Annotated in this window: 20 protein-coding genes and 1 other RNA gene; 12 read left to right on the top strand and 9 right to left on the bottom strand. The window is 64.2% G+C overall.

The annotated features are described in order from the left end of the window. Positions 1-70: 70 nt before the first annotated feature. The 3 genes from QZ269_RS05710 to QZ269_RS05700 all read right to left on the bottom strand — a co-directional run bounded on the left by QZ269_RS05710 (position 71) and on the right by QZ269_RS05700 (position 2660). Positions 71-1096: a DNA double-strand break repair nuclease NurA gene (locus QZ269_RS05710; protein ID WP_291425230.1), complete on the bottom strand. Its 1026-nt coding sequence runs from the start codon at positions 1094-1096 to the stop codon at positions 71-73. Positions 1097-1158: 62 nt separating this feature from the next. After that, positions 1159-1584, bottom strand: a complete 426-nt coding sequence (locus tag QZ269_RS05705) for a hypothetical protein (RefSeq protein ID WP_291425228.1) — start codon at positions 1582-1584, stop codon at positions 1159-1161. Between the two features lie 290 nt (positions 1585-1874). Then, positions 1875-2660 (bottom strand): inositol monophosphatase family protein, encoded by a 786-nt coding sequence (locus QZ269_RS05700; RefSeq protein ID WP_291425226.1) that lies wholly within the window; start codon positions 2658-2660, stop codon positions 1875-1877. Positions 2661-2790: 130 nt separating this feature from the next. On the opposite strand from QZ269_RS05700, the gene QZ269_RS05695 reads away from it, so the two are divergent. Then, the gene (locus QZ269_RS05695; protein ID WP_291425225.1) at positions 2791-3438 is read left to right on the top strand and encodes a hypothetical protein; all 648 of its coding nucleotides are present in this window, start codon (positions 2791-2793) and stop codon (positions 3436-3438) included. Between the two features lie 49 nt (positions 3439-3487). Here QZ269_RS05695 and QZ269_RS05690 read toward each other — a convergent pair whose 3' ends face one another. Both QZ269_RS05690 and cdaA read right to left on the bottom strand, forming a co-directional pair. Continuing rightward, complete coding sequence (locus tag QZ269_RS05690; RefSeq protein ID WP_291425223.1) at positions 3488-4477, bottom strand: CdaR family protein; 990 nt, start codon at positions 4475-4477, stop codon at positions 3488-3490. Next, on the bottom strand, positions 4474-5256 hold the full coding sequence (cdaA, locus tag QZ269_RS05685; RefSeq protein ID WP_291425222.1) for a diadenylate cyclase CdaA: 783 nt from the start codon (positions 5254-5256) through the stop codon (positions 4474-4476). The genes QZ269_RS05690 and cdaA overlap by 4 nt, the downstream gene beginning before the upstream one ends. A gap of 195 nt (positions 5257-5451) precedes the next feature. Between cdaA and QZ269_RS05680 the strand changes: the two genes are divergently transcribed. From QZ269_RS05680 to rnpB, 3 genes are all read left to right on the top strand, one after another. Next, the gene (locus QZ269_RS05680; protein ID WP_291425221.1) at positions 5452-5817 is read left to right on the top strand and encodes a hypothetical protein; all 366 of its coding nucleotides are present in this window, start codon (positions 5452-5454) and stop codon (positions 5815-5817) included. Next, entirely contained in the window at positions 5814-6575 is a 762-nt protein-coding gene (locus tag QZ269_RS05675) for a pseudouridine synthase (protein WP_291425219.1), read from the top strand. Before QZ269_RS05680 ends, QZ269_RS05675 begins: the two co-directional genes overlap by 4 nt. Positions 6576-6615: 40 nt before the next feature. Continuing rightward, positions 6616-7048: RNase P RNA component class A (rnpB, locus tag QZ269_RS05670), an RNA gene on the top strand. Between the two features lie 121 nt (positions 7049-7169). Here the strand turns inward: rnpB and QZ269_RS05665 are convergent. Continuing rightward, on the bottom strand, positions 7170-8024 hold the full coding sequence (locus tag QZ269_RS05665) for a prephenate dehydratase (RefSeq protein ID WP_291425217.1): 855 nt from the start codon (positions 8022-8024) through the stop codon (positions 7170-7172). 72 nt (positions 8025-8096) lie between these two features. On the opposite strand from QZ269_RS05665, the gene mqnP reads away from it, so the two are divergent. The 5 genes from mqnP to rsfS all read left to right on the top strand — a co-directional run bounded on the left by mqnP (position 8097) and on the right by rsfS (position 12175). Further along, entirely contained in the window at positions 8097-8993 is an 897-nt protein-coding gene (gene mqnP / locus QZ269_RS05660; RefSeq protein ID WP_291425215.1) for a menaquinone biosynthesis prenyltransferase MqnP, read from the top strand. Positions 8994-9069: 76 nt separating this feature from the next. Continuing rightward, complete coding sequence (locus QZ269_RS05655) at positions 9070-9558, top strand: hypothetical protein (RefSeq protein WP_291425213.1); 489 nt, start codon at positions 9070-9072, stop codon at positions 9556-9558. Between the two features lie 127 nt (positions 9559-9685). After that, positions 9686-10318 (top strand): bis(5'-nucleosyl)-tetraphosphatase (symmetrical) YqeK, encoded by a 633-nt coding sequence (gene yqeK, locus QZ269_RS05650; RefSeq protein WP_291425211.1) that lies wholly within the window; start codon positions 9686-9688, stop codon positions 10316-10318. A gap of 187 nt (positions 10319-10505) precedes the next feature. Next, a complete protein-coding gene (locus QZ269_RS05645) occupies positions 10506-11807 on the top strand; it encodes an LCP family protein (protein ID WP_291425209.1) in 1302 nt (433 codons plus the stop codon). Further along, positions 11804-12175: a ribosome silencing factor gene (gene rsfS, locus QZ269_RS05640; RefSeq protein ID WP_291425207.1), complete on the top strand. Its 372-nt coding sequence runs from the start codon at positions 11804-11806 to the stop codon at positions 12173-12175. Before QZ269_RS05645 ends, rsfS begins: the two co-directional genes overlap by 4 nt. Positions 12176-12416: 241 nt before the next feature. Here the strand turns inward: rsfS and QZ269_RS05635 are convergent, their stop codons facing one another. Next, positions 12417-13157, bottom strand: a complete 741-nt coding sequence (locus tag QZ269_RS05635) for a methylenetetrahydrofolate reductase (protein ID WP_291425205.1) — start codon at positions 13155-13157, stop codon at positions 12417-12419. Beyond that, complete coding sequence (gene metH / locus QZ269_RS05630; protein ID WP_291425203.1) at positions 13154-16918, bottom strand: methionine synthase; 3765 nt, start codon at positions 16916-16918, stop codon at positions 13154-13156. The genes QZ269_RS05635 and metH overlap by 4 nt, the downstream gene beginning before the upstream one ends. 291 nt (positions 16919-17209) lie before the next feature. Here metH and QZ269_RS05625 point away from each other — a divergent pair, with 291 nt between their 5' ends. From QZ269_RS05625 to purK, 3 genes are all read left to right on the top strand, one after another. Then, positions 17210-18289, top strand: coding sequence for a glycosyltransferase family 4 protein (locus QZ269_RS05625; protein ID WP_291425201.1), 1080 nt, complete (start codon positions 17210-17212; stop codon positions 18287-18289). 113 nt (positions 18290-18402) lie between these two features. Then, on the top strand, positions 18403-18939 hold the full coding sequence (purE, locus tag QZ269_RS05620; protein WP_291425241.1) for a 5-(carboxyamino)imidazole ribonucleotide mutase: 537 nt from the start codon (positions 18403-18405) through the stop codon (positions 18937-18939). Further along, positions 18936-20087, top strand: coding sequence for a 5-(carboxyamino)imidazole ribonucleotide synthase (gene purK / locus QZ269_RS05615; RefSeq protein WP_291425199.1), 1152 nt, complete (start codon positions 18936-18938; stop codon positions 20085-20087). The genes purE and purK overlap by 4 nt, the downstream gene beginning before the upstream one ends. Before the next feature lie 377 nt (positions 20088-20464). Here the strand turns inward: purK and QZ269_RS05610 are convergent, their stop codons facing one another. Beyond that, on the bottom strand, positions 20465-21643 hold the full coding sequence (locus tag QZ269_RS05610) for an MFS transporter (RefSeq protein ID WP_291425197.1): 1179 nt from the start codon (positions 21641-21643) through the stop codon (positions 20465-20467). Positions 21644-21831 lie beyond the last annotated feature (188 nt).

Genomic DNA, 21831 nt, shown 5'->3' with positions numbered 1-21831 from the left:
CCGATGCGGGCGGGGGCTTGAGGCGGGGTGGGACTGGACAGCTTAAGATTCTGATTGACCGGTTTCTGGGTCATGCGACGGCTCCGATTTCGCGGGCCAGATGGCTACGGATGCGGCGCGTGACCAGTTCCTGACTGCCCATCGCACGGCTCATGGCCTGTTCCAGGGCGGCGGTGGGAATCAGGTTTTGGGGGGCGCGGGCGTCCTTGTGCGGCGCACTGGCGAGGCGGCCCAGCAGCGTGCCGCTGAGATTGGCGACCTTGCGGACGATAGGCGGCAAAAAGTCGGCCTCGTCGGGGGCGTACATTTCCAGGCGCATTACGCCGCTCATGGGGTGCTGATAAAAGGGGGCGCGGCTCAGGCGCACATACCAGGTGAAGCGCACAAAGCGGCCCCCGTTGTACTTGAGGTGCAGAATCGGGGTGCGCTCGCCGGGCTGCAACTCGCCCAACAGCCCCACGCGGTCGGGTGGCAGGTACTGGGTCTGCATGGTCTTGACGCAGCCCACCACCGCCCCGCCCAGGTTTTTGCTACGCAGCGTGCCGTCTTGCAAGGTCAAGGAGGTCAGTTCTTCGCGCTCGTCTTCCTCGTCGAAGGGAACCTGCGAGGCCAGCCCGTGCGAAAGCTGTTGTTCGGCGTTTAGCATGGCCTGCTGTACGGCGTGCATGGGGGCCAGCGGGTCGTTTGCAGCGCAGGGCAGCGGCGTGTATTCCAGCTGCCCGGTATGCGGATGCCGGGGCGAAAGCCGGTAGGGGTCGATGTGCAGGCCCGGCGCGTAGGCCAGCACCCGCTGCGCCCTGACCTGTTCCAGCACAGCCAAGTGCGACCCGTGCGGGCACAGCTTGACCGCGCCCGCGACGTAGGCCCCGAAACCGCCCACGCCGACATTGCCCGCCTCGTCATCGATAAAAATCCGCGACTCCATGCGCCGCCTGCCGTCCACCAGGTAAACCTCACGCAGCCGCTCGGGGATAGCCTTGGCGGCAATGGCGCCCCAGCGCGGCGTTTCGACATCTATCAGTTCGCCCTCGAAGGGCTTGAGGCCCAGTTGACCGTCGTCGGTATCAATAGGCCAGGGATCGAGACGAATTCGCATGGCGAGTATTGTACGGCCAGAGCAAAAATTGGGCGTAGTGTTACGCCTGGATTATGTCCACGTTACGCCTGCAAAGGCTCTGGCGCGGGCGGGTCGGGCAGCATCGCCACGGTCACGGGCACCCAGCGCCCTCCCGACTGATCGCGCGGCACCGGCTGATGCCGGGCGTCGAGGTACACCATCCGGAACTGCCAGCGCCGTGACAGGGTTTCTCCGTTTTCGGCACACCTGAGCAGCGCCGTGACCGTGCTGGCCGCCGCATCGGTATCGCGCACCGCCAGAATGCGGAAGTTGAGCAGCACACGTGATTTGTACTCGCCGCGCACCTCACGGGCCGTTTTGCGCTGCCCCGGATGCATCGGCAAGCGCAGTTTGCGTGCCATACCCGCGTAATTCTCGTCACGCCACAGGTTCAGAAAGGCGGCCAGCTCCAGCGAGGGAGCGGCAGTGACTTTCAGGGGCACGGGCAATTGAATATCGTTGGGCATAGCGACCTCGGCCTACAGCATGGCGCACCGGTTCTGACAGGAACAGTGCAAAATGGCTTACTCGCAGCAGTTCTCCGAATGATGGGCACGTCGGAAAAACACCGCCGCCCCCTTCATTCTACGTCCTGCTCTTTTTTCTCACTCGTTCCACTCGGAAAAAAATGGTCAAAAAAGCACTATCTTTTTGCAAAATGCTCTAAGTTGAAGCTGAAATAGCCGGGCGACTTTTGCAACAGGTCTAGCCGACCCTCGCCCCTTGCGGGGCTTGTAAAGCGCCAGGGCTTAGCCGTTCACTCCTGAAGAAGCGCCAGCAGTTCGGGGTGCAGCTGGCCGTTCGTGGCCACGATCATTTCGGCGTAGGGGTCGGGCTGGCCCCGCACGTCGGTTACGCGGCCCCCGGCTTCTTCCAAAATCAGGCTGCCCGCCGCCACGTCCCAGGGGTGCGTGCCGTATTCCCAGTAGGCGTCCATACGCCCGCAGGCCACGTTACACAGGTCGAGCGCCGCCGCGCCGGGCCGCCGCAGAGGTACCCCCAGCCGCAGGATTTTGGCGACGTGAACCAGATTGCGCTCGCCGCTGGTGTCGTAAGGAAAGCCGGTGGCAACCAGCGCGGGCGTGTTCAGCGTGGGAACGCGGCTGACCCCGATAGGCTGCCCGTTCAAAAAGGCCCCACCGCCATGGGTAGCGGTAAAGAGTTCGCTGCGCGTCGGGTCGAAAATGGCCCCCACCGAGCGCACGCCGCCGATTTCCAGCCCCACTGACGAGCAGAACACCGGATACCCGTGCGCGTAGTTGACCGTGCCGTCGAGCGGGTCCACGATCCAGCGGTAGTCTCCCTCGCCCGACTGCCCTTCTTCCTCGCCCAGCACAGCGTGGGTGGGGTATGCGTTCAGAATGACGCGGCGAATGGCCTGCTCGGCTTCCCCGTCCACCTCGGTGACCAGGTCGGCAAAACTGCTCTTGGCCCGCACCTGCGCGACCTTACCCAGGTATTTCAGGTGAATGGCCCCGGCAGCCTGGGCGGCCTGCACAGCGACCTGAAGCAGAGCTTGAAGGCTGGGAGCGGCAGAAGTCATACGCCGAGTGTAGCTGCCCGGCACGCGGCCACGCTCCCCCTTGACCCCGCCCCCCTGACCTGGCGCGGCCAACACAGCGCGGCCAACACCACATGACCAACGCTGCGCCCGGATGCCCGACAATGCGGCCATGTCTTTTCCGGTCTTGCCCCGTTCCGCGTGGCCTGCCCTGCTGCTGAGCCTGTGCGCCTGCTCGCCGCCGCAGAATATCCACGCGCTGAACTTCCGGCCCGGCCCGGCCGGAGGAACCATCGACCCGGTGCGGTTGCTGCTTGACCAGACCGTGCCCGCCGACCGCCTGCTCAGCGTGCCCGAAGCGGTGCGCCGCGCTCCGGACGGCAGCGTGATCGTGGTGTGCAATGCCAGCGCCAAGAGCTTGTCGTGGGGGGTATGCAGCCACATCAGCCGCAAGTTCTCGGCAGGAACCGTGACCGATTCGCCGGGCTTTTTCGACGGCGGGGTCAAGAACCGCCCCGAGAGCAGCCTGTACAGGCGCCACGCGGTTATCGTGCTCGATGTGGGCGTAACGCCTGAGCGTTTGCCCAGGCTGCGGGCCGGGGCCGAGCGCCTGAAGGGTACACCCTACCTGGTCGGCGGCACGGACGACGCGCTTGACTGCACCACCTACCAAAACGCCTTGCAAAAGGCGGCGGGATTGCCCGACGTGACCAGCATCAACCCTGCGTGGCACATCTGGCTGCCGCAGGACGCCCTGAGCGGCCCGGCCATGCACTCAGGCGGCCAGGTGCTCTGGGTGGGCATGGAAGGCGTCAACTGACCGGGCGACTCATCATCTTGACTGGAAATCCTGACGGGCCGCCCCCGCTCTATTTCGCCCTAGCGGTAGGGGTGACTGTCAGGCGCACAGCGACTTCCTCGAGGGCCTGCACTCCGGCGGGCAGTTGCAACTGAACCGGCGCGGTGTACGTTCCGGCGTGGTAAGTCACGTTTCCGGCCACTTCCTGAAGGCGTCCGAGTAGCTCAGGGGCGGCCACCACGCGCACGGTGCTGGGTTGCAGGCTCTGGGCCGTCACCTTCAGGTTGGCAGGTGGGTCGTTAAGGGTCACGCGCAGCGCCTTGACGGGCACGCTGCCATTGTCGATGCGGCGCAGGGTCACGCTAGCGGGCCTGATTTCGACATTCTCGACGGGTTTGCCGCCGCTATCCAGCGCAATCAGATTGACTTCGCGGTCGTCGCCCGGCTCCAGGGAAACAGGACTGACGATCAGCGTTTTGACCGCCGACACCACCCGGCTGGGGCCACCGACGCTGGCCTCACTGGGCACGACGGTGTAGCGGGGCAGGCTGTTTTCGGGGGGCGTCGCCACACTGACCGTAATGGGCAGGGTGCGTGAAAGCTGCGTATCTATAAAACCCTGCACACTGTCGGGGGCTTTGCGCGCCAGTGCAGTATCGCTGGGCACCGTCACTGTGACGCGGCGGTTAAAATTTCCCTCCGGCAGGTTGGTCACGTCCACCATCGCCTCGATCTTGGCGGCGGTCAGTTCGCGCAGGCGGTCGGGCCGGGCCGACAGGGTCACCCGCACTGTCTCGGCGCTGAGGTTGCTCACAGCCCGGCGCTCGCTGCCGCCCGTGGTGTCGTGAATAGTGATAGGCACGTCGAAGCCCTGCTCGACATTGGCGCGGCGGTCGGCGGTGGTCACCAGCCACAGCACCACTGCAATCGCCAGCGAAAGCATCTTGGGCCAGAAATTATGCCGCAGGCGTTTCCAGACATAACTGGGGTGCAGCCAGCGCCGGACCTCGGCAGCCCAGGTCGGTTGAGACTCTCTGTTCATGCCGGACTCTCTATTCATGCCGGACTCCGGGGGGCTGTGGCCGTCTCATCCTGATACTCGTAGACCAGAGCGCGGAGCTGGTCGCGCAGTTCGGTGCCGTTGAGATCCGGCCCCAGCCGCCCGCCCAGCGCAATGCGGATGCTGCCGCGCTCCTCACTGACAATAAGCACCACGGCGTCGGTCAGTTCCGAGAGGCCGATGCCTGCGCGGTGGCGGGTGCCGTAGCGGCGGTAGGTGCCGTCACTCTGCTGCAAAGGAAAGAGGCACCCAGCGGCCACGACCCGCGACCCCTGCAAGATCACCCCGCCGTCGTGCAGCGGGGCGTTGCGGGCAAAAAGCGCCTCCAGAAAAGGCACGCTGACCACGGCGTCGAGCGGCACACCGGTTGCGGCATATTCGCCCAGCGGGGTGCGGCGTTCTATGGCAATCAGTGCGCCGGTCTTACGCTCGGCCAGGCGCTCCATTGCGCGGGCCAGGTCTTGAAGGGCCGCCCCGCTGCGGGCTTCACGGGTTCGCGGACGACCTACCCGTTCCAGGGCGGCCCGCAGCTCAGGCTGAAAAAGCACCAGCAGGGCAAACAGCCCCACCGTACCAACCTTGCCCAGCAGCGTGCTAAGGGTGATCAGGTTCAGGATCTGCGCCGCGACCCAGACCCCAGCAAACACCAGAATGCCGCGCAGCACATTCACAGCCCGGGTACCCACGATCAGTTTGTAGGACTGATAGACCAGAGCGGCCACCAGCAGGATATCCAGCAGGTCACGCAGTCCGGTGGTGCCGAGAAAGGGAAGGTTCAACGCAGCAGGCTCCTTCTTGATCAACGTCCCCGCTAACTATATGCGGCGCGTTCTGAGGACGGGTAAGAAAAGCGTTCAGGAACCCTAGCCGCGCCCCCGTTCTCCTGCACCCCGCTTCCATGTAGTAATAGGGGCGTAAAACGGACGGCGCTCAGTTCAGGCCGACTGTACCCGATGCCCGCTACACTAGGCCCTGTGTTGCGTGCCGCTTTCTGGCTGACCGCCCTGCTGTTTATTCCAGCCGGGTTGTTTCTCTATTTTTTTCCGCCTGCTCTGGTCGCTATGGCCGGGTTCTCACCGCTGTGGCTGGTGCGCGTCATGGGCGGGCTGTTGCTGGCCTGGGGAGCCTATCAGGTGGCCGCCAGCCAGCGGCCCGACGGGGCCAAGGTCGGCGGGCTGGCTGGGGGCAACCTGCTGACCGTCGCCACGCTGCTGCCAGCTATGCTCAAAACGGGCGAAACCATACCGCCCGCGCTGCGAACGCTGCTGCTGCTGTTATGCGCTTTTCTGGGTGTGCTGGCTGTCGTGGCCCTGGTGTCCTATCCGGAGCGCCACTTGTGAACGGGGAGAGACTGCAAAAGCGGCTGGCCCGCGCCGGGGTCGCCTCGCGCCGCGCCGCCGAGGAACTTATCAAGGCGGGGCGTATCAGCGTTAACGGCGTGGTCGCGGCCCTGGGTCAGACCGTTACCGAGCACGACGACATTCGCCTGGACGGGCAACTGATCGAAACCGATCACGTCGAGAAGGTCACTTACGCGCTGTACAAGCCGCGCGGCTACGTGACCACTGCCAGCGACGAGTATGGCCGCAAGACTGTGCTCGACGCCATGCCCAACATTCCAGGTCTGCATCCGGTAGGGCGGCTCGACCGCGACTCAGAAGGACTGCTGCTGCTTACCACCGACGGCGACCTGACCATGCAACTGACCCATCCACGCTACGGCCACGAAAAGGCTTACCGCGCCTGGACGGACGGCGAGGTAGACCCCACCGAGGACGAACTGGAGCGGCTGGTGACAGGCATCGAACTGGAGGACGGACTGGCGAAGGCGGTCAGCGCTTTTCCAGCGGTGGGCGGGGCCTTTCTGGTGCTTACCGAAGGCCACAAACGCGAGGTCAGGCGCATGCTAGACGCCCTGGGCCACCCCGTCTCGCGCCTGCTGCGCTACCGGGTGGGCGGCTACTGGCTGGCCGACCTTGATGTGGGCGAGTACCGCCAGCTCGACTCGCGTGATTTGCAGGACTTGCTCAATCCTTCCGCTACTCCGCCGCAGGTGTGGGACCGCCAGTGGGAGCGCATCGTGCGGCGCTGGGGCTAAGAAGGCCCGCTGCTTAGGCGCGTCTGCTATCCTGAGCGGCGCGGGGGAATACCTGGTCGCGCCCAGCCCTGCATTTGTGGGGCCGGGTGAGGAAAGTCCGGGCACCGCAGGGCAAAGATGCCAGCTAACGGCTGGTCGGCGAGTCGAGCGCCTGCGCGGGCGCTAAAGCGTGCGGGAAGCGGCGAAGTCGAAGGACAGTGCCACAGAAACCAGACCGCCTTTGCCAGACAGCCCCGGCGCAGGGTGGCAAAGGTCAGGGTGAAACGGTGCGGTAAGAGCGCACCAGGCCCCAGGGAGACCTGGGACGCTGGTAAACCCCATCTGGTGCAAGACCCGACAGCGCGGTAGGGTGGCCCGCCCGATGACCGCCAGGATGGTCGCTAGAGACGCGCAGCGATGTGCGCCCCAGATAGATGACCCGGCAACCGCCGCGAGGTGGTGGACAGAACCCGGCTTACAGTTCCCCCGTTCCAAGCCACAGACCCAGCTTCAATGTGAGGCTGGGTTCTTTACAGCCCGCCCCCGTCTGTAGAGCCTATCCGGAAAGCGGGTCTGCATGACCCTGTGGCTGGCTTATTCAGCCCACTGACTTATTTACCCCACTGTGCCCTGCGCCGCTGGATAACTGCCGATGATCTTCATGTAGCTGGCTTTAAGCAGCACCCCAGCGAGGGCCTGGGCAATCTGCGGCTCCTGAGCGTCGCCGTCAATGTCGATGTAGATCAGGTAACTCCAGGCACGATCCTTGCGCGGGCGGCTCTCGATGCGCGAGAGGTTCAGGCCGCGCAGTTCGCTCAGGGTTTCAAGTAAAAAGCCCGGCGTGTGGCGTACCGCGAACACGACACTGGTCTTGTAGGGCGTGTTCCGGGGCGCTGCCGACGCCTCAAGCCCGTGGCGCGAGAGAATCATAAACCGGGTGAAGTTGAATTTCTCGTCCTCGATTTCGCTTTGCAAGATATTCAGGCCGTACAGTTCGGCGGCGCGGCGGCTGGCGATGGCGGCCTCGTCGCGTGCGCCGCGTTCGGCGAGGTCCTTGGCGCTCCCGGCGGTGTCGTGGCGGGCCAGCGGCTGCCAGCCATGCTCGCGGATCAGCACGGTGCACTGATCCAGCGCGGGCTGCTGACTGGCGACTTTTTTGATGTCGCCTAGCGCCACGCCGGGCAGCGCCATCAGGCAGTGGCTCACGCGCACCACGACCTCACCGATCACATGCAATTCGGTGTCGGACAGCAGGTCTACCGCCTGGTGAATGGCTCCCATCAGGCTGTTCTCGACGGGCAGCACGCCGTAATCCGCGTCCCCGCGCTCGACGGCCTGCATGACCTCATGAAAGGTCGGGCAGCCAAGCGTCTGGCCAGTGTGAGGAACAGCGTTAAGGGCCGCGATCTCGCCGTAACTGCCAGGGTTGCCCTGAAAGGCGACGGTGAGGGTTCCGGATGGGCTGGTCATGAAGCCTAAGCTAGCGCAACTCTGGGTAAGCGCTCACGGTGACGGTGTGCGGCGGCGCTATCTTGCAACATTGTGAACGTGCCGGGCCGCCTGAAAACCTATCTCGACCTCGTCAAGTTCGAGCACACCGTATTCGCGCTGCCATTCGCCTACGCCGGAATGCTGCTGGCGAGCATGCAGGAGCGCGCCACCGGCTGGCCCGGCCTGCATACCCTGATCTGGGTCACGGTAGCGATGGCGGCGGCCCGCACGGCGGCGATGGGGGCCAACCGCGTAATCGACCGGGCCATAGACGCCAGAAATCCCCGCACGGCGGGCCGCGAGGTGCCCAGCGGCAAGGTCTCGCCCGCACAGGCGTGGTGGCTGGTGGCGCTCAGCGTGGTGGTACTGGTCGTCGCGGCGGCGCAGCTCAACCCACTGTGCCTGGTGCTGCTGCCGCTGGCGCTGGTTTTTCTAATCGGCTACCCGTACACCAAACGCTTTACCTGGCTATGCCACGTGTGGCTGGGCATCACCGATGGGGCGGCGGCGGCAGGCGGCTGGATTGCGGTGACCGGACATTTTTCCCCTGCGGCCTGGGCCCTGTGGGCGGTCGTCATCTTCTGGATGATTGGTCTGGACACCATCTACGCTACGATGGACTACAGGTTCGACCTTGCCAACGGTATCAAGAGCATTCCGGCCAGGTTTGGCATTCCCACTGCCCTCAAGATCGCGGCGGTCTCGCACCTGCTGACCTTTGTGCTGCTGGTGCTGGTGGGCGTGCTGGCGGGCAGCAGCTTCTGGTATTACCTCGCCGCGCTGGCAATGGGCGGCATCTTGCTGTACGAGCACCGCATCATGGACCCAGACGATCTGGGCAAGGTCAACGTGGCCTTTTTCGACGCCAACATGTGGCTGGCGCTAACCATGCTGGGGGGCGTGGTCGCGGATGTGGTCTGGCGAACCTGGCAGCTGCACCACGCATGAGGCGGCGGATGAGGCGGGCGAGTAGAATCGGGGCAATGAGCTGGTGTCTGTCTTTTGATCTGACTGGGGTGTTCTCTTGACTGGAGCGCAGGCTGGCCCGCCGCGCACGAACGAGTCCCGGGCCAGCGAACGCGCCCTGGAAAACTCGGAGACCGAATTCACCGGGCGTTACGCCCAGTACGCCGCCAGCGGTCTGCTGTACCCCCAGCGTGAGGGCAGCCCGCTGATGGAATTCATGTCGGCGGGGCGGGTGCTGTACCTGTTTGACCGCACCGGGCCGTACACGGCGCAGCCCGGCGAGGCCCGCGTCATCGTGCACGGCATTCTGGACCCCGGACGACTGGAGCTTCTAGAGGCCAGCGCTGACGGCGAAAGCCTGACCGTCAGCGGGGTATCGGCGGTGGAAGGTGTGGGTCGCGTGCTGCACGTTACGCGCCGAACCTGGGTGGTGCAGGCGCGGCTGCCACTGGTGCTCTCGGGCTTTGAAACGTTGCCGGACGTGCTGCCCGGCGAGTGGGTGCGGTTTGCCACCCAGCCCCCGCTACACGGGTTTCTGGCCGAATAAATGCTCCGAAACAGGGTGAACTTGACCTCGGGAGATTGCTCAAGTCCGGTTCATGAAATGAGTGAGCCATACCCGCAACAAAGACGTATAATTGTTCAATGTCTTGGGGAACGGGTTATCCATCCAGATGAACGCCAAGGTGCTCGACTTGCCGCTGCCACCTGCGCTCCCTGGTCTTGGTGACTGGGAGCAGCGTGTTCGTCTGATGGTGCGGCCCCGGCGTTATGAGCATGTGCGCCGGGTCGCCCAGCTGGCCTACCAGATCGCCCTGAGCAACGGCCTGAGTTTCAGTGAGGCCAACGCGGCCTACACCGCCGGAATCCTGCACGACATTGCCCGCGACCTGCCCGACAGCGAATTGCTGCGGCTGGCTCCTGCGGAGTGCGATATTGACCTGCGCCACCCCCTTGCCCTGCATGGCCGCGCTGGCCGAACACTGCTGGAGCACTGGGGATATCACGACCAGCAGGTGCTTGAGGCGATTGAGGACCACACCACCGGGCCACGTGCCGGTCACCAGATTTCGGCGTGCGTTTATATCGCGGATGTCTCGGAACCGGGGCGGGGAGTCAACGACGATATCCGTGAATTGGCACTTTCGGACCTAAGCAGCGCCCTGAACCGCGCTATTGTCTCCAAAGTCACGTATCTTCAGGGGCGTGACCTCCCGGTGCATCCGCGAACACTCAAGAGGTTCGAGGCCCTGCCCAAGCCGCCCGCCAGCCTGATTCTCACTCCTTTGCCCCACGCCGAAGAGTGACTGCGCCGAAGCTTCTATTCGTGCCAGTCATTCTGGTGATCTTCCAGATTGAGCCGTTACTTTGAGCCATTATTTCTCCCTTGATTCCCCCACACCCGCCCCACGTCCAGAGTCTGAAACGCGCCCCGGGCCTTTTTCTGCGGGGCCAGTTCGGCCTCTATATTCAGCCCATCGCTGGCTGCGGGCCTTGCAGGTCTTTGGCCTGAGCCTAGCGAGCCTGAGTCTGGCCGGACTCGGGGTCACGCAGCTCTCCGGCCCTAGCGGAGCGGCCCCCACGTTGGTGCCCGGCAGCGCGCCGCAATTCACGGTTTTGCTGGCGGGGCGCGACATCATTTACTGCTACTACCATCTGCCCTGCAAAAACCAGGATCAGCGCACAGGACTGCTGCAAACGCCCAACACCGACACGCTGATGCTGGTCAAGGTCAGTGGTGAGAGCGTCAATGTCTTGAACATTCCCCGCGACACCACCGTAGGTGACTACGACTACGACAAGCCGCCCGCAGACCAGAAGATCAACAGTAAATACTGGAGTGGCGGCCCCACCGCCTTGACCCAGGGCGTAGAAGAAATTACGGGTGAGCGGATTGACTCTTACGTAATCGTGCGGGCCGACTACGTGGCGCGGGTCATCGACGCCCTGGGGGGTTTGGATGTCAACGTGCCGCAGCCGGGCATCGAATGGATTGATAAGGCCGCCGGGGTCAACCTCAAGCTGTCGCCGGGGAATCATCATCTGGGCGGTGAAGACGCCGTGCTGTTCCTGCGCGTGCGTAAGGGCTTCGGCGACGATTATGGCCGCATCGATCACCAGAAGCAGGCCCTGACCCAGCTGGCCGCCCGCCTGAAGTCGCCCAGGGGCCTCGCAGCGATGCCGACTATCCTGGGCGGAATCGGCAACGGGGTCGAAACCAATGTCGATCCGAACCTGCTGACCAGCCTGCTGCCTCACCTCAGCACAATGAAACTGCGGTTCGCGACCCTGCCGACCAACACCATTCGCCACAGTTTCAATCTGGCGGTGGACCGTGAAAAGCTGACGCAGGTCTGGACTGCGGGAAGCGCGGACGGTATAGCGGGCAGTGCAGCAGTAGTGCCCGTACCAGGCGGAAGCGCACCTTCAGACCTTTCTACTTCGCCGGTCACCAGCGCCGACCTTCAGGTCACTATTCACGACGCCAGTGGCGCGGGGCTTGGCGCACCCCTCGCCCAGGCCCTGGGGGCGCTGGGGTACAGGAATGTCCGGGTCAAAACCGCCGACAGCAGCAACGATTCCAGCCAGGTCTTTACCCAGGACAACGTACGGGGGGCCGAACAGCTGGCCGACGCCCTGGGCCTTCCCCGGCTTCAGGGCGAGCGCTTTCCAGTGAACAGCGGAGAAGTCGGTATCCTGTTAGGCGCAGACGCCATGCACAACCTCGGGGCGCTGAAGGCAGCTTATCCAGCGGCCCAGTTGCCCACTACACAGACCAATTCGGAGAACAAATGAAACCAGACCAGCAAGCCCGCCAGCAACTCCGCGCCATTGTGGACGCCGCCCGTGAACGCCGCGCCGAAGACGTCGCCGTTCTCGACCTGACGTCCGTAAGCACCACCCTAGACTACTTCGTGATCTGCACAGCCACCGCCGGGTTGCAGCTCAACGCCATTCAGGAGAACGTTCGCCAAAAGGCGATGGAAGCCGGGTTACAGCGCCCCAGCGTCGAAGGCCCCAGCGACCGCTGGCTGCTGCTGGCCTTCGGCGGCAGTATCGTGGTTCACATCATGACCAAGGATGCCCGCGAGTATTACGACCTCGAAGGCCTGTGGAGCGACGCCCGCAAGCTGGAGTTTCCCGAAGAAACCCAGCCCAGCTAAGTTCCGGGAAGGGGGAGGCTCAGAAGGCTAGGATCGTAACCGGCAGACCTGAGCTGACAGGCGTCCGGGACGTTTCCCCGCACGTATGCACTCACCCTCCCTCGACAGTTTGCGCTGCCCCCTACAGACTCGGGTTGAATGGTTTGCAAAGATCGTTCAATTCGAGTGGACTCGTAGAGCTGCGCTGCGGCGCAGATGCGGGCGCTTTCCCCGAATCCGCGCAACTGCCACCGAGACCTCCTTAGATAATTCCGTTCAGGTACTCCCTAATATCTGTGCGGATCGGCTGAAAGTACACGTGCTGGCCCCGGTCACGTGCAAATTGCAGGGTGTCAGCCGCCAGGCGGCGGTTCCAGTCCAGCGACAGCTCAAAGTGCTTTGGGTACACGGCGGCGTTGCGGGTGGCCCAGTAATTCATGCTGCCCTCGGTGGTGACGTTGGTTACCCCCCACCACATCTCTGCGCCTTGCGGCACCAGGTCGGCGTAGGCTTCAATCAACCGCAAATCAAAAAAGGGCTGGGTAAAAAAACCTACTGCCCCGGCTTCCAGCTTGCGCTCCATGTAGTCGCGCTCTTTGGCAAACGATTGACGGTAAGGGTCGAGGCCCGCGTACACCCGCACGTGCGGCAGCTCGCGGGCAAAGCGGCGGATGGCCTGCTCGGCGTCTACGTGGTACACCTGGCGGTTCATATCGCTGGGCGCGTCTCCGGTCACAATCAGCACCTCATCTATGCCGTGCGCCACCAGTAACCCCGCCATCGGCAGTGGCTCACGCGGGTTCAGGTCGATGGCCCGGATATGTGGAATAGCCCGGAAATGTGGCCGCGCGAAGGCGCAACCCTCCCAGGAGCGGGTGCTAAAGCGGGTCAGGTCTGGAATATTAACCGTGTCTACCGCTGGAAAGGTCGCCTGCACCTCGGCCAGTTCAGCCCGCAGCGCCGAGCGGGAGCGGGGGATAAGTTCCAGGGAGATGCGGGTCACTGTGGGCCGCCTTGGGCAGAAGGTTTGACCGTTTGACCGTTTGACCCCGCGTCATACGCGAGCATCGGCCCCAGCCACCGCTCCGCCTCTTTCAGCGTCCAGCCCTTGCGTGCGGCATAGTCCTCTACCTGGTCGCGTCCAATGCGGCCCACCGCGAAGTAACGGGCCTCCGGGTGCGCGAAATAGAGGCCCGAGACGGCGGCGGCGGGAGACATCGCGCAGCTTTCGGTCAGTTGCAGACCGATTTCCCCGGCGCCCAGCAGCGCGAAGATGGTGCGCTTCTCGGTGTGGTCAGGCTGGGCGGGGTAACCGGGTGCGGGGCGGACGCCCTGATACTTTTCCTTGATAAGGTCGGTATTTTCCAGCGCCTCATCCGCCGCGTAGCCCCAGTAGTCTACTCGCACGTCGCGGTGCAGCTTCTCGGCAAAAGCTTCGGCCAGCCTGTCGGCCAGCGCCTTAATCATGATGGAATTGTAGTCGTCGTGCTGCGCTTCAAACTCGCGGGCCAGTTCCTCCGCACCGTGGATGCTGACCGCAAAGGCGCCGATGTGGTCGCCTTCCGGGGCAATGTAATCGGCCAGGGCAAGGTTAGGAGTGGCTTGCTGGCGCTGCTGGCGAAGGGTGTGGAGGCGGTGAGTAGCAGGTAGGGCGTGGTGCGTGGCCACCTCTTGCTGCTCTCCACCTGCGGGAGAGGCTGGGAGGGAGGTGTCAGAGGGAGAAAGCACCTCAATATCATCTCCCATCCGCCGCGCCGCCCACAGCCCAATCACGCCCCGCGCTTGCAGGCGGCCCTCGGCCATCACGCGCTCCAGCAACGCCTGAGCGTCGCCAAACAGCTTGCGGGCTTCCTCACCGCGCAGGGGGTCGGTCAGGATGTTGGGGTAGATGCCCTTCATTTCCCAGGCGATGAAAAAGGGCGTCCAGTCTATATACGGCAAGAGGTCGGGGAGAGGCTGGTGGATGATCTGGCGGCCCAGAGTCTTCGGCGTGACGGGCACCACCGGACTTAGACGCGGCGCACGTTCCCGCGCCTCCTCAAGCGTCACCAGCCGCACCTGCCGCTCCCCATGCCGCTCGCGCAAAGCGTCGTATTCGCCGCGTGTTCGTTCGGCGTAGGCGGCCTCGTCGGTCAGCAGGTCGTTGGTCACGGTCACGGCGCGGCTGGCGTCCAGCACGTGTACCACGGTGCCGTCGTAAGCCGGGTCAATCTTGACCGCCGTGTGCGCCCGGCTGGTGGTCGCGCCGCCAATCAGCAGCGGCAATTTGATCCCCCGGCGCGTCATCTCGCGGGCCACGTTCACCATCTCATCCAGGCTGGGCGTAATCAGGCCCGAGAGTCCAATCACGTCCGCGCCCATCGCCAGCGCCTCGTCCAGAATGCGCTCGGCGCTGACCATCACGCCCAAATCCCTGACCTGATAACCGTTGCAGGCCAGCACCACACCCACGATATTTTTGCCGATGTCGTGCACGTCGCCTTTGACCGTTGCCAACAGCACCTTACCTTTCGTGCTGCTCTCGGACTTCTCAGCTTCTAGGTACGGCGTCAGGTAAGCCACGGCCTTCTTCATCACGCGGGCGGATTTGACCACCTGGGGCAGAAACATTTTGCCCGCGCCGAACAGGTCGCCGACCACATTCATGCCGTCCATCAGCGGGCCTTCAATGACCTTCAGCGGGCTGCCAAGTTCCTGATAGGCGGCCTCGGCATCCTCGTCTACAAAGTCCGAAATGCCCGACACCAGCGAGTGAGTCAGCCGCTCGCGGATGGGCAGGTCGCGCCAGGCGTGCTGAGCGGTGGCCTCGCGCTTGACGTCCTTGTACCGCTCGGAGAGGATGAGCAGCCGCTCGGTGGCCGAGTCTGTCCCCGTGCGCGGCGTGCGGGCCAAAATCACGTCTTCCACGGCCTCGCGCAGCTCCGGCTCTATGTCGTCGTAGACTGCCAGCATCCCCGCGTTGACAATCCCCATGTCCAGCCCGGCGCGAATAGCGTGGTACAGAAAAACCGCGTGCATCGCCTCGCGCACATGGTTGTTGCCCCGGAAGCTGAACGACACGTTGGAAATTCCGCCCGACACCTTAGCCAGCGGCAGGTTTGCCTTAATCCAGCGGGTGGCCTCAATAAAGTCCAGCGCGTAACGGTCGTGCTCCTCAATGCCCGTCGCCACGGTCAGCACGTTGGGGTCAAAAATGATGTCCTGCGGCGGAAAAGCGGCCTGCTCGGTCAACAATTGGTAGGCGCGGCTCAGAATCTCCTGTCTGCGCTCCAGATTGTCGGCCTGCCCGCGTTCGTCAAAGGCCATGACCACCGCCGCCGCCCCGTACCGCCGCAGCAGCCGCGCCCGCTCCAAAAATTTGTCCTCGCCGTCCTTGAGCGAAATGCTGTTCACTATGGCCTTGCCCTGCACGCGCTTAAGACCCGCTTCCAGAATCTCCCACTTGGAACTGTCGAGCATCAGCGGCACGCGGGAAATGTCGGGTTCCCCGGCCAGCAGGTTCAGGAACTTGACCATCGCGGCCTCGCCGTCCAGCATCCCCTCGTCAAAGTTGATGTCTACCACCTGAGCACCGTTTTGTACCTGCTGGCGGGCAATTTTGAGGCCCGCGTCGTAATCCCCCGCCAAAATCGCCTTGCTAAAGCGCGGGCTACCAGTCACGTTGGTGCGCTCGCCCACATTCACAAAGTTGGTCTCACTCGTGAGGGTAAAAGCTTCCAGCCCGCCCAGGCGCAGGTGGGGTGCAAGTTGGGCAGGCCGACGCGGGGGCAGGTCGCGCACAGCTTGGGCAATCGCCCGGATGTGTTCAGGCGTGGTGCCGCAGCAGCCGCCCACGATGTTGACCAGCCCCTCGCGCGCAAAGTCGGCCAGCACCGCTGCCGTGTGCTCGGGCGTTTCGTCGTACTCGCCAAAGGCGTTGGGCAGGCCCGCGTTCGGGTGAACGGACACCAGCGCCTCAGTATTTGCCGCAATCGCCCGCAGGTGAGGCCGCAGCAAATCCGCGCCCAGAGCGCAGTTCAGGCCCAGCGAGAACAAATTGGCGTGCTCGGTGCTCACAGCGAAGGCTTCCGGCGTTTGCCCGCTCAGCGTGCGCCCGGAGGCGTCGGTAATCGTGCCCGAGAGCATGATGGGCAACTCGCGGCCCTTTTCTTCAAACACTTGCTGCGCGGCAAACAGCGCGGCTTTAGCATTCAGCGTGTCAAAAACGGTTTCAATCAGCAGCAAGTCCGCGCCGCCTGCCATCAAACCGGCAATGGCCTCGCTGTAGGCGCTCACCAGGTCATCAAAAGTCACGTTGCGAAATTCGGGCCGCTCCACGTCGGGCGAGAGCGTCGCCGTGCGGTTGGTCGGCCCCACACTTCCGGCCACCCAGCGCGGCCTGCCGTCGCGCGCCGTGAACTCGTCGGCCACCTCGCGGGCCAGCCGTGCGCCTTCCACGTTCATGCGGTAGGCCAGTGCCTCGGCGCCGTAATCGGCCTGCGAAATGGTCGTCGAATTAAAGGTATTGGTGCTGGCGATATCCGCCCCGGCCTCAAAATAGGCGCGGTGGACGGCGCGGATCACGTCCGGTTTGGTAAGTTGCAACAGGTCAAAGTTACCCCGGTACATCCGCAGGGGGTCGGCTTCGGGCCAGCGGAAATCGGCCTCGGTGAGATTGGCGTCCTGAAGCTGGGTGCCCCACGCGCCATCGAGAATTAAAATTCGTTGCTGCGCTTCTGCAAAAATAGGGTTCTGAACGGCCTCGGCCTTTACTGTTTGGCTCATAGCGGTAATGCACCTCCTGCGGGCATCGGTTTGTTCGTGCCATCGTCGGCGCTACAAAACAAACCTTCCTGAAAGCACCGTTACCGAAATGTTGGCCGGTTGCTCCGCCGTGCGTATGGGCAGGAAAAACCCTCCGGCGAGTCTGGATGACCGCGCCTGGGGGCGCGACAGGTCAGACAATAGCGTGTGGCTGGCTGCAAGATTGAGAGGAAAGCTATTCAGGGCTGCGGCCTGGGCACGGACTTTTAAACCCAGTCCTCCCCCCGCCTGGCCCGAAGGTATACCGTAGACATGATGACCGCGCCCCTCAAAGTCCTGTTCGTGACCGACGCCCCGGCGGTGGGCGGCAGCGAGGTCTACCTGCGCGAACTGATTCCGCCGATGCGCGAATACGGCGTGCAGGCCGAGGTTGCCATGCCCGCCGCGCCCGGCACCGCCGATTTCCGTGAGCAGTTGGCGGCGCGGCAGATTCCGGTGCACGCCTACCACCAGCTTCAGGATGTGGCGCCGCTCGAAAGCCGCCTGGACTTGACCGTGCTGAGCAGCTGGAACGCGCTGGGCTACCGCAAGTATTACCAGCTGCTGCGCGGCCCGTTCGTGTCGCTGATTCACGACCAGCTGATGCTGCATATTCCGGGGCTGCCACAAGACATCTACCGCGCTTTTTACGGGGTCTTGCAGGCCAGGGACATTCGCGGGGCGCAGCACGTGATAACGGTGTCGAACTGGGCCGCAGCGTACCTGCGGCGCTGGCACGGTATGCCGGATGTGCGTGCCGTGCCTAACGGCGTAGACACCCGCAAATTTCGCCCCGCCGACCCCGCCGAACGCTCAGCCCTGCGCCGCGAGTACAGCTTCACGCGCTTTACCGTGCTGGTTCCGGCCCGCATGAGTATCGAGAAAAACCACCCCACCGTCATGGCGGTCGCCCGCGCCGTGCCCGAGCTGGATTTCGTGTTGGTGGGCACCGGCTACCTGGAAGGTGCGCTGAGGGCCATCGCCACGCCCAACGTGCGCTTTTTCGGCAAACGTCACGACATGCCGGAGCTGTACCGCGCCGCCGACGTGGCGCTACAACCGACCATCGCCGAAAACCAGTCGCTCGCCACCCTCGAAGCCTTGAGCAGCGGCACGCCAGTAGTCACCAACGACATTCCGGCCCAGCGCGAACTGATCGACTTTGGCCGCGAGGGGCTGCTGATCGGTAACGGCGTGCCAGGGTACGCGGCGGCGCTGCGGGCACTGGCGTCCCACCCGGCGCAGCTGGCCCGCATGGGGGTTAAAGCCCGCCAAAGCGTACTGCGCGGGCACACGCTGGAGCAGAACGCGGCGGCGCTGGCCCTGGCCTTGCAGCAGATCGCGGCGGGCTGACCCAAGAGAGCTGACCCAGGAGGGCTAGGGCAGACCCAGGAGAACCCCCGCGTCCTAAACTACGGGGCGTGACGAACCATTCCGCCGCCCCCGCTACCGTGCCTTCCATTTCTGTGCCCCCCGTTTCTGTCCCCCCCACTACTGTGCCCCGCGTCGGTGTGGTGATGGGCAGCCGCAGCGACTTCGAGACCATGCAGGGGGCACTGGAGTTGCTCACCCAGTTACAGGTTCCCTACGAGGTGCGGGTGCTCTCGGCCCACCGCACGCCGGGGCTGCTGGCGACCTACGCGGCCCGCGCCGAACGCCTGAACCTAAGTTGCATTATCGCCGGGGCGGGCGGCGCGGCTCACCTGCCGGGCATGCTGGCGGCCTTTACACGCGTGCCGGTGCTGGGCGTGCCGGTGCAGAGCCGCGCCCTGAGCGGCCAGGACAGTCTACTGAGCATTGTGCAGATGCCCGCCGGGGTGCCAGTCGCCACCTTCGCTATCGGGCAGGCGGGGGCCAGAAACGCCGCGCTGTTCGCCGCCGCCCTCCTCGCCACGACCGACGAACAGGTGCGCGAACGCCTCTGTGCCTTTCGCGAAAAGCAGACCCAGGCCGTGCTGGACGACCCCTACTTTGCAGGCCACCCCCAGGCGGGCGAGGCATGACCCCCACTGTTGCACCAGCCACAGACCAGCAGCCACGGGCCACGCTGGGCATCCTCGGCGGCGGGCAGCTTGCGCAGATGCTGGCGCTGGCGGCCCTGCCGCTGGGGGTACGGGTGAAGGTGCTGGAACCCGACCCATACGCCCCGGCCCGGCTGTGCGCCGATCATTTGCACGCACCCTACACCGACCCGGCGGGCCTGGAAGAACTAACAAAATGCGACGCCGTGACCCTGGAATTTGAAAATGTTCCGGTTGAGGCGCTGGACACTCTGCGGGGCCGCGTCCCCGTGCGTCCCGGCGCGGCCCTTTTGGAGCGCAGTAAGCACCGTGCCCGCGAAAAACTGGCACTGCGTGAAGCCGGAGCGCAGACAGCGGCCTTCGTGGTGATCGAGTCGGCTCCGGAGCTGCAAGGCGCACTCAGGGCCGTCGGCGGGCGCGGCATCCTCAAGACCTCCGAACTGGGGTACGACGGCAAGGGGCAGGCACGGGTCGCCAGCGACTTCGAGTTGGGGCAGGCCTGGGAAGCGCTGGGCAGTGTGCCGTGTGTGCTGGAAGGTTTCGTGGAGTTCGGGCGCGAGGTCAGTCTGGCGGTGGCCCGTGCGCCTTCCGGTCAGGTCGCGTTCGGCCCACTGGTCGAAAATGTTCACCGAGACGGCATTTTAAGAACCAGTGTCTATCCAGCGAACGTACCGGACGGCACCGAGGCCCAGGCCCGGAACATAGCGCGGGCGGTGGCCGAAAACTGGAAGCTGGAAGGCCTGCTCACCCTCGAATTTTTTCTGCTGCCTGGCGGCCCAGATCAGCAACCGCAACTGCTGGTCAACGAGGTGGCCCCCCGCGTACACAACTCCGGACACCTGACCCAAGACAGCGGTGGCCTCAGCCAGTTTGAAGCCCAGGTGCGGGCTGTGCTGGGCCTGCCGCTCAGTGACTGGCGGCCCCTGCACCCCTGCGCGATGGTGAACTATGTTGGTGTGGAGGAGGTCGCACCCGACTGGGCAGGCATCGACGCGCTGGAAGGCACCCGCATTCACCTCTACCACAAGGCGTTTCGCAAGGGGCGCAAGCTGGGCCACGTCAACCTGATTGCGCCCGACGGGGCAACGCTGCGTAAGCGGCTGAGCCAACTAGAGGCGCTGATTCCCTGAGGGGAAAAGGTGACTTTAGCCTGAATTTTCTTCTTTCGCCTTCCGAACAACTGGGAAGGTGAGGTGCGGTGTGCCTAGAGCCTGTCCGGAAAATACTGAGAAATTTCCGGTTCAAAGGTCTGCAAGAACCGTTCAGTTAGGGCGGACTTGTAGAGCTGCGCCGCAGAGCCGGTGAGCGCAAACCAGGTTGCGGGCATGGAGTTGGCAATCCGGTGCCCTTGCGAGCTGAGCAGGTACACCTTAGAGCAGTTCTCCGAATGAGGGGCACGTCGGAACAACACCGCCGCCCCCTTCATCCTACGTCCTGCTCCTTCTTTTTCACTCGCTCCACTCGGCAAAAAGATGGTCAAAAGAGCACTATCTTTTTGCAAGCTGCTCTAACTTCCGGTGTACTTAGGTGCAGCCCGCCACGCGCTCACCAGCGGCAACAGCGCCAGCCCCGCGCAGATTCCGGCCAGCAGCGGAAACCCAGAGTGCCCGATAATCCAGCCGCCCAGCAGGGTCCCGGAAGCCGCCGCGACGTACCCCAGACTGTCGGCGGCGCCCTGGGCCGAGGGAAAGCGCGAGAGTGCCTTGCTGCCGCCGACAAAGGCCAGATTCCAACCGAAGCCCAGCAAGAACATACTGACGCCCAGCCAGGCCGTGCCGGGCAACGGAGCGGTCAACGCGGCGGCCAGCAGCAACAGCGACCCGCCTACATAGCCCAGCCGCACGCCAAAGCGGTCGATCAGCGGCCCGGTCAGCCAGCCGAAGCCGAACATGCCCACGATGTGCCCACTGATGAGTGCCGCGACCCCCGCGTGCGACATTCCCATATGATGCGCCCGCAAAGGAGTTAGGCTCATTAAAGTGACCATCAGTCCCTGAGCGGTCGCCAGGGCCAGGGTCGTGCTGCGAACCCCCCGAATCCGGAAGGCTTCACGCATCGGCAGGCGCACCGGAGCAGTGCCAACGGGCGCACGCAGGGGCCGCCAGACCAGCATCAGCAGGGCCGCGATGCCCAGCAGGCCGCCGCCAACCAACCAGCCCGCCGCCTCTGCACTGACGCCCAGCACCAGCCCAAGCTGCTCGATAGGCCGTGAAGCCCCGGTCATGACAAGCGACCCCAGCACGCTCATGAGCATCAGCACGCCGAGGGCCGTGCCACGTTTACTGTCAGGCACACTTTCGGCGGCGGCGTACCGCGCCTGCTGATAGCCGCCCTGCGCCGCGCCCATCATGGCCGCCCCCAGCAAAAACACCAGCATCAGGCCAGATCTGGCCCCCAGAAATCCGACCACCGCTCCGAGTGCCCCCAGCACAAACGCCAGTGAGAGGCCCAGGCGTCTGCCCGAATGCAGCATCAGCGCCCCGAACAGACTGGCTGAGGCCGCCGCCGAAAGTTGAATGAGCGTGCTCGGCAGCCCCGAGAGGCTCTCGCTGCCCATGCCGCTGATAATCAGGCTGGCGAGAACCGTACTGACCGTCGTGGAACCGGTCGCCAGCGCCTGGGCCGCGTAGAGTGGCAACAGCCGCCCGTAGTCGATGGTTGTTGCTGCCGGTGGAACAGCGCTCACGGAATCACGCGGGCAACGGCGACCATACGGCTGGGCGCAGCGTTCAGCACCCAAATTTGACATTCCCACATAACGGCGGCCTCCTGTAAGTGCGGCCATTGTAGCTAAGTGCGTTGAAGCTAACATTGCGAGATTCCGGGAAAGCGCCGGAACCTCTCCATTCCCGCTCCAACGCACTTTCTTCTGCT

It is taken from the genome of Deinococcus sp. (genome assembly GCF_018260405.1).
Classification (GTDB): domain Bacteria; phylum Deinococcota; class Deinococci; order Deinococcales; family Deinococcaceae; genus Deinococcus.
This window is presented reverse-complemented; position numbering and strand designations above follow the sequence as displayed.

Excerpts from the sequence above, each read along its gene's own strand:
- QZ269_RS05695 (WP_291425225.1), top strand. The coding sequence starts at position 2,791 with ATGTCTTTTCCGGTCTTGCCCCGTTCCGCGTGGCCTGCCCTGCTGCTG.
- purK (WP_291425199.1), top strand. The coding sequence starts at position 18,936 with ATGACCCCCACTGTTGCACCAGCCACAGACCAGCAGCCACGGGCCACG.
- QZ269_RS05690 (WP_291425223.1), bottom strand. The coding sequence starts at position 4,477 with ATGAATAGAGAGTCCGGCATGAACAGAGAGTCTCAACCGACCTGGGCT.
- QZ269_RS05705 (WP_291425228.1), bottom strand. The coding sequence starts at position 1,584 with ATGCCCAACGATATTCAATTGCCCGTGCCCCTGAAAGTCACTGCCGCT.
- yqeK (WP_291425211.1), top strand. The coding sequence starts at position 9,686 with ATGAACGCCAAGGTGCTCGACTTGCCGCTGCCACCTGCGCTCCCTGGT.
- metH (WP_291425203.1), bottom strand. The coding sequence starts at position 16,918 with ATGAGCCAAACAGTAAAGGCCGAGGCCGTTCAGAACCCTATTTTTGCA.
- QZ269_RS05625 (WP_291425201.1), top strand. The coding sequence starts at position 17,210 with ATGATGACCGCGCCCCTCAAAGTCCTGTTCGTGACCGACGCCCCGGCG.
- QZ269_RS05665 (WP_291425217.1), bottom strand. The coding sequence starts at position 8,024 with ATGACCAGCCCATCCGGAACCCTCACCGTCGCCTTTCAGGGCAACCCT.
- QZ269_RS05710 (WP_291425230.1), bottom strand. The coding sequence starts at position 1,096 with ATGCGAATTCGTCTCGATCCCTGGCCTATTGATACCGACGACGGTCAA.
- rsfS (WP_291425207.1), top strand. The coding sequence starts at position 11,804 with ATGAAACCAGACCAGCAAGCCCGCCAGCAACTCCGCGCCATTGTGGAC.
- QZ269_RS05700 (WP_291425226.1), bottom strand. The coding sequence starts at position 2,660 with ATGACTTCTGCCGCTCCCAGCCTTCAAGCTCTGCTTCAGGTCGCTGTG.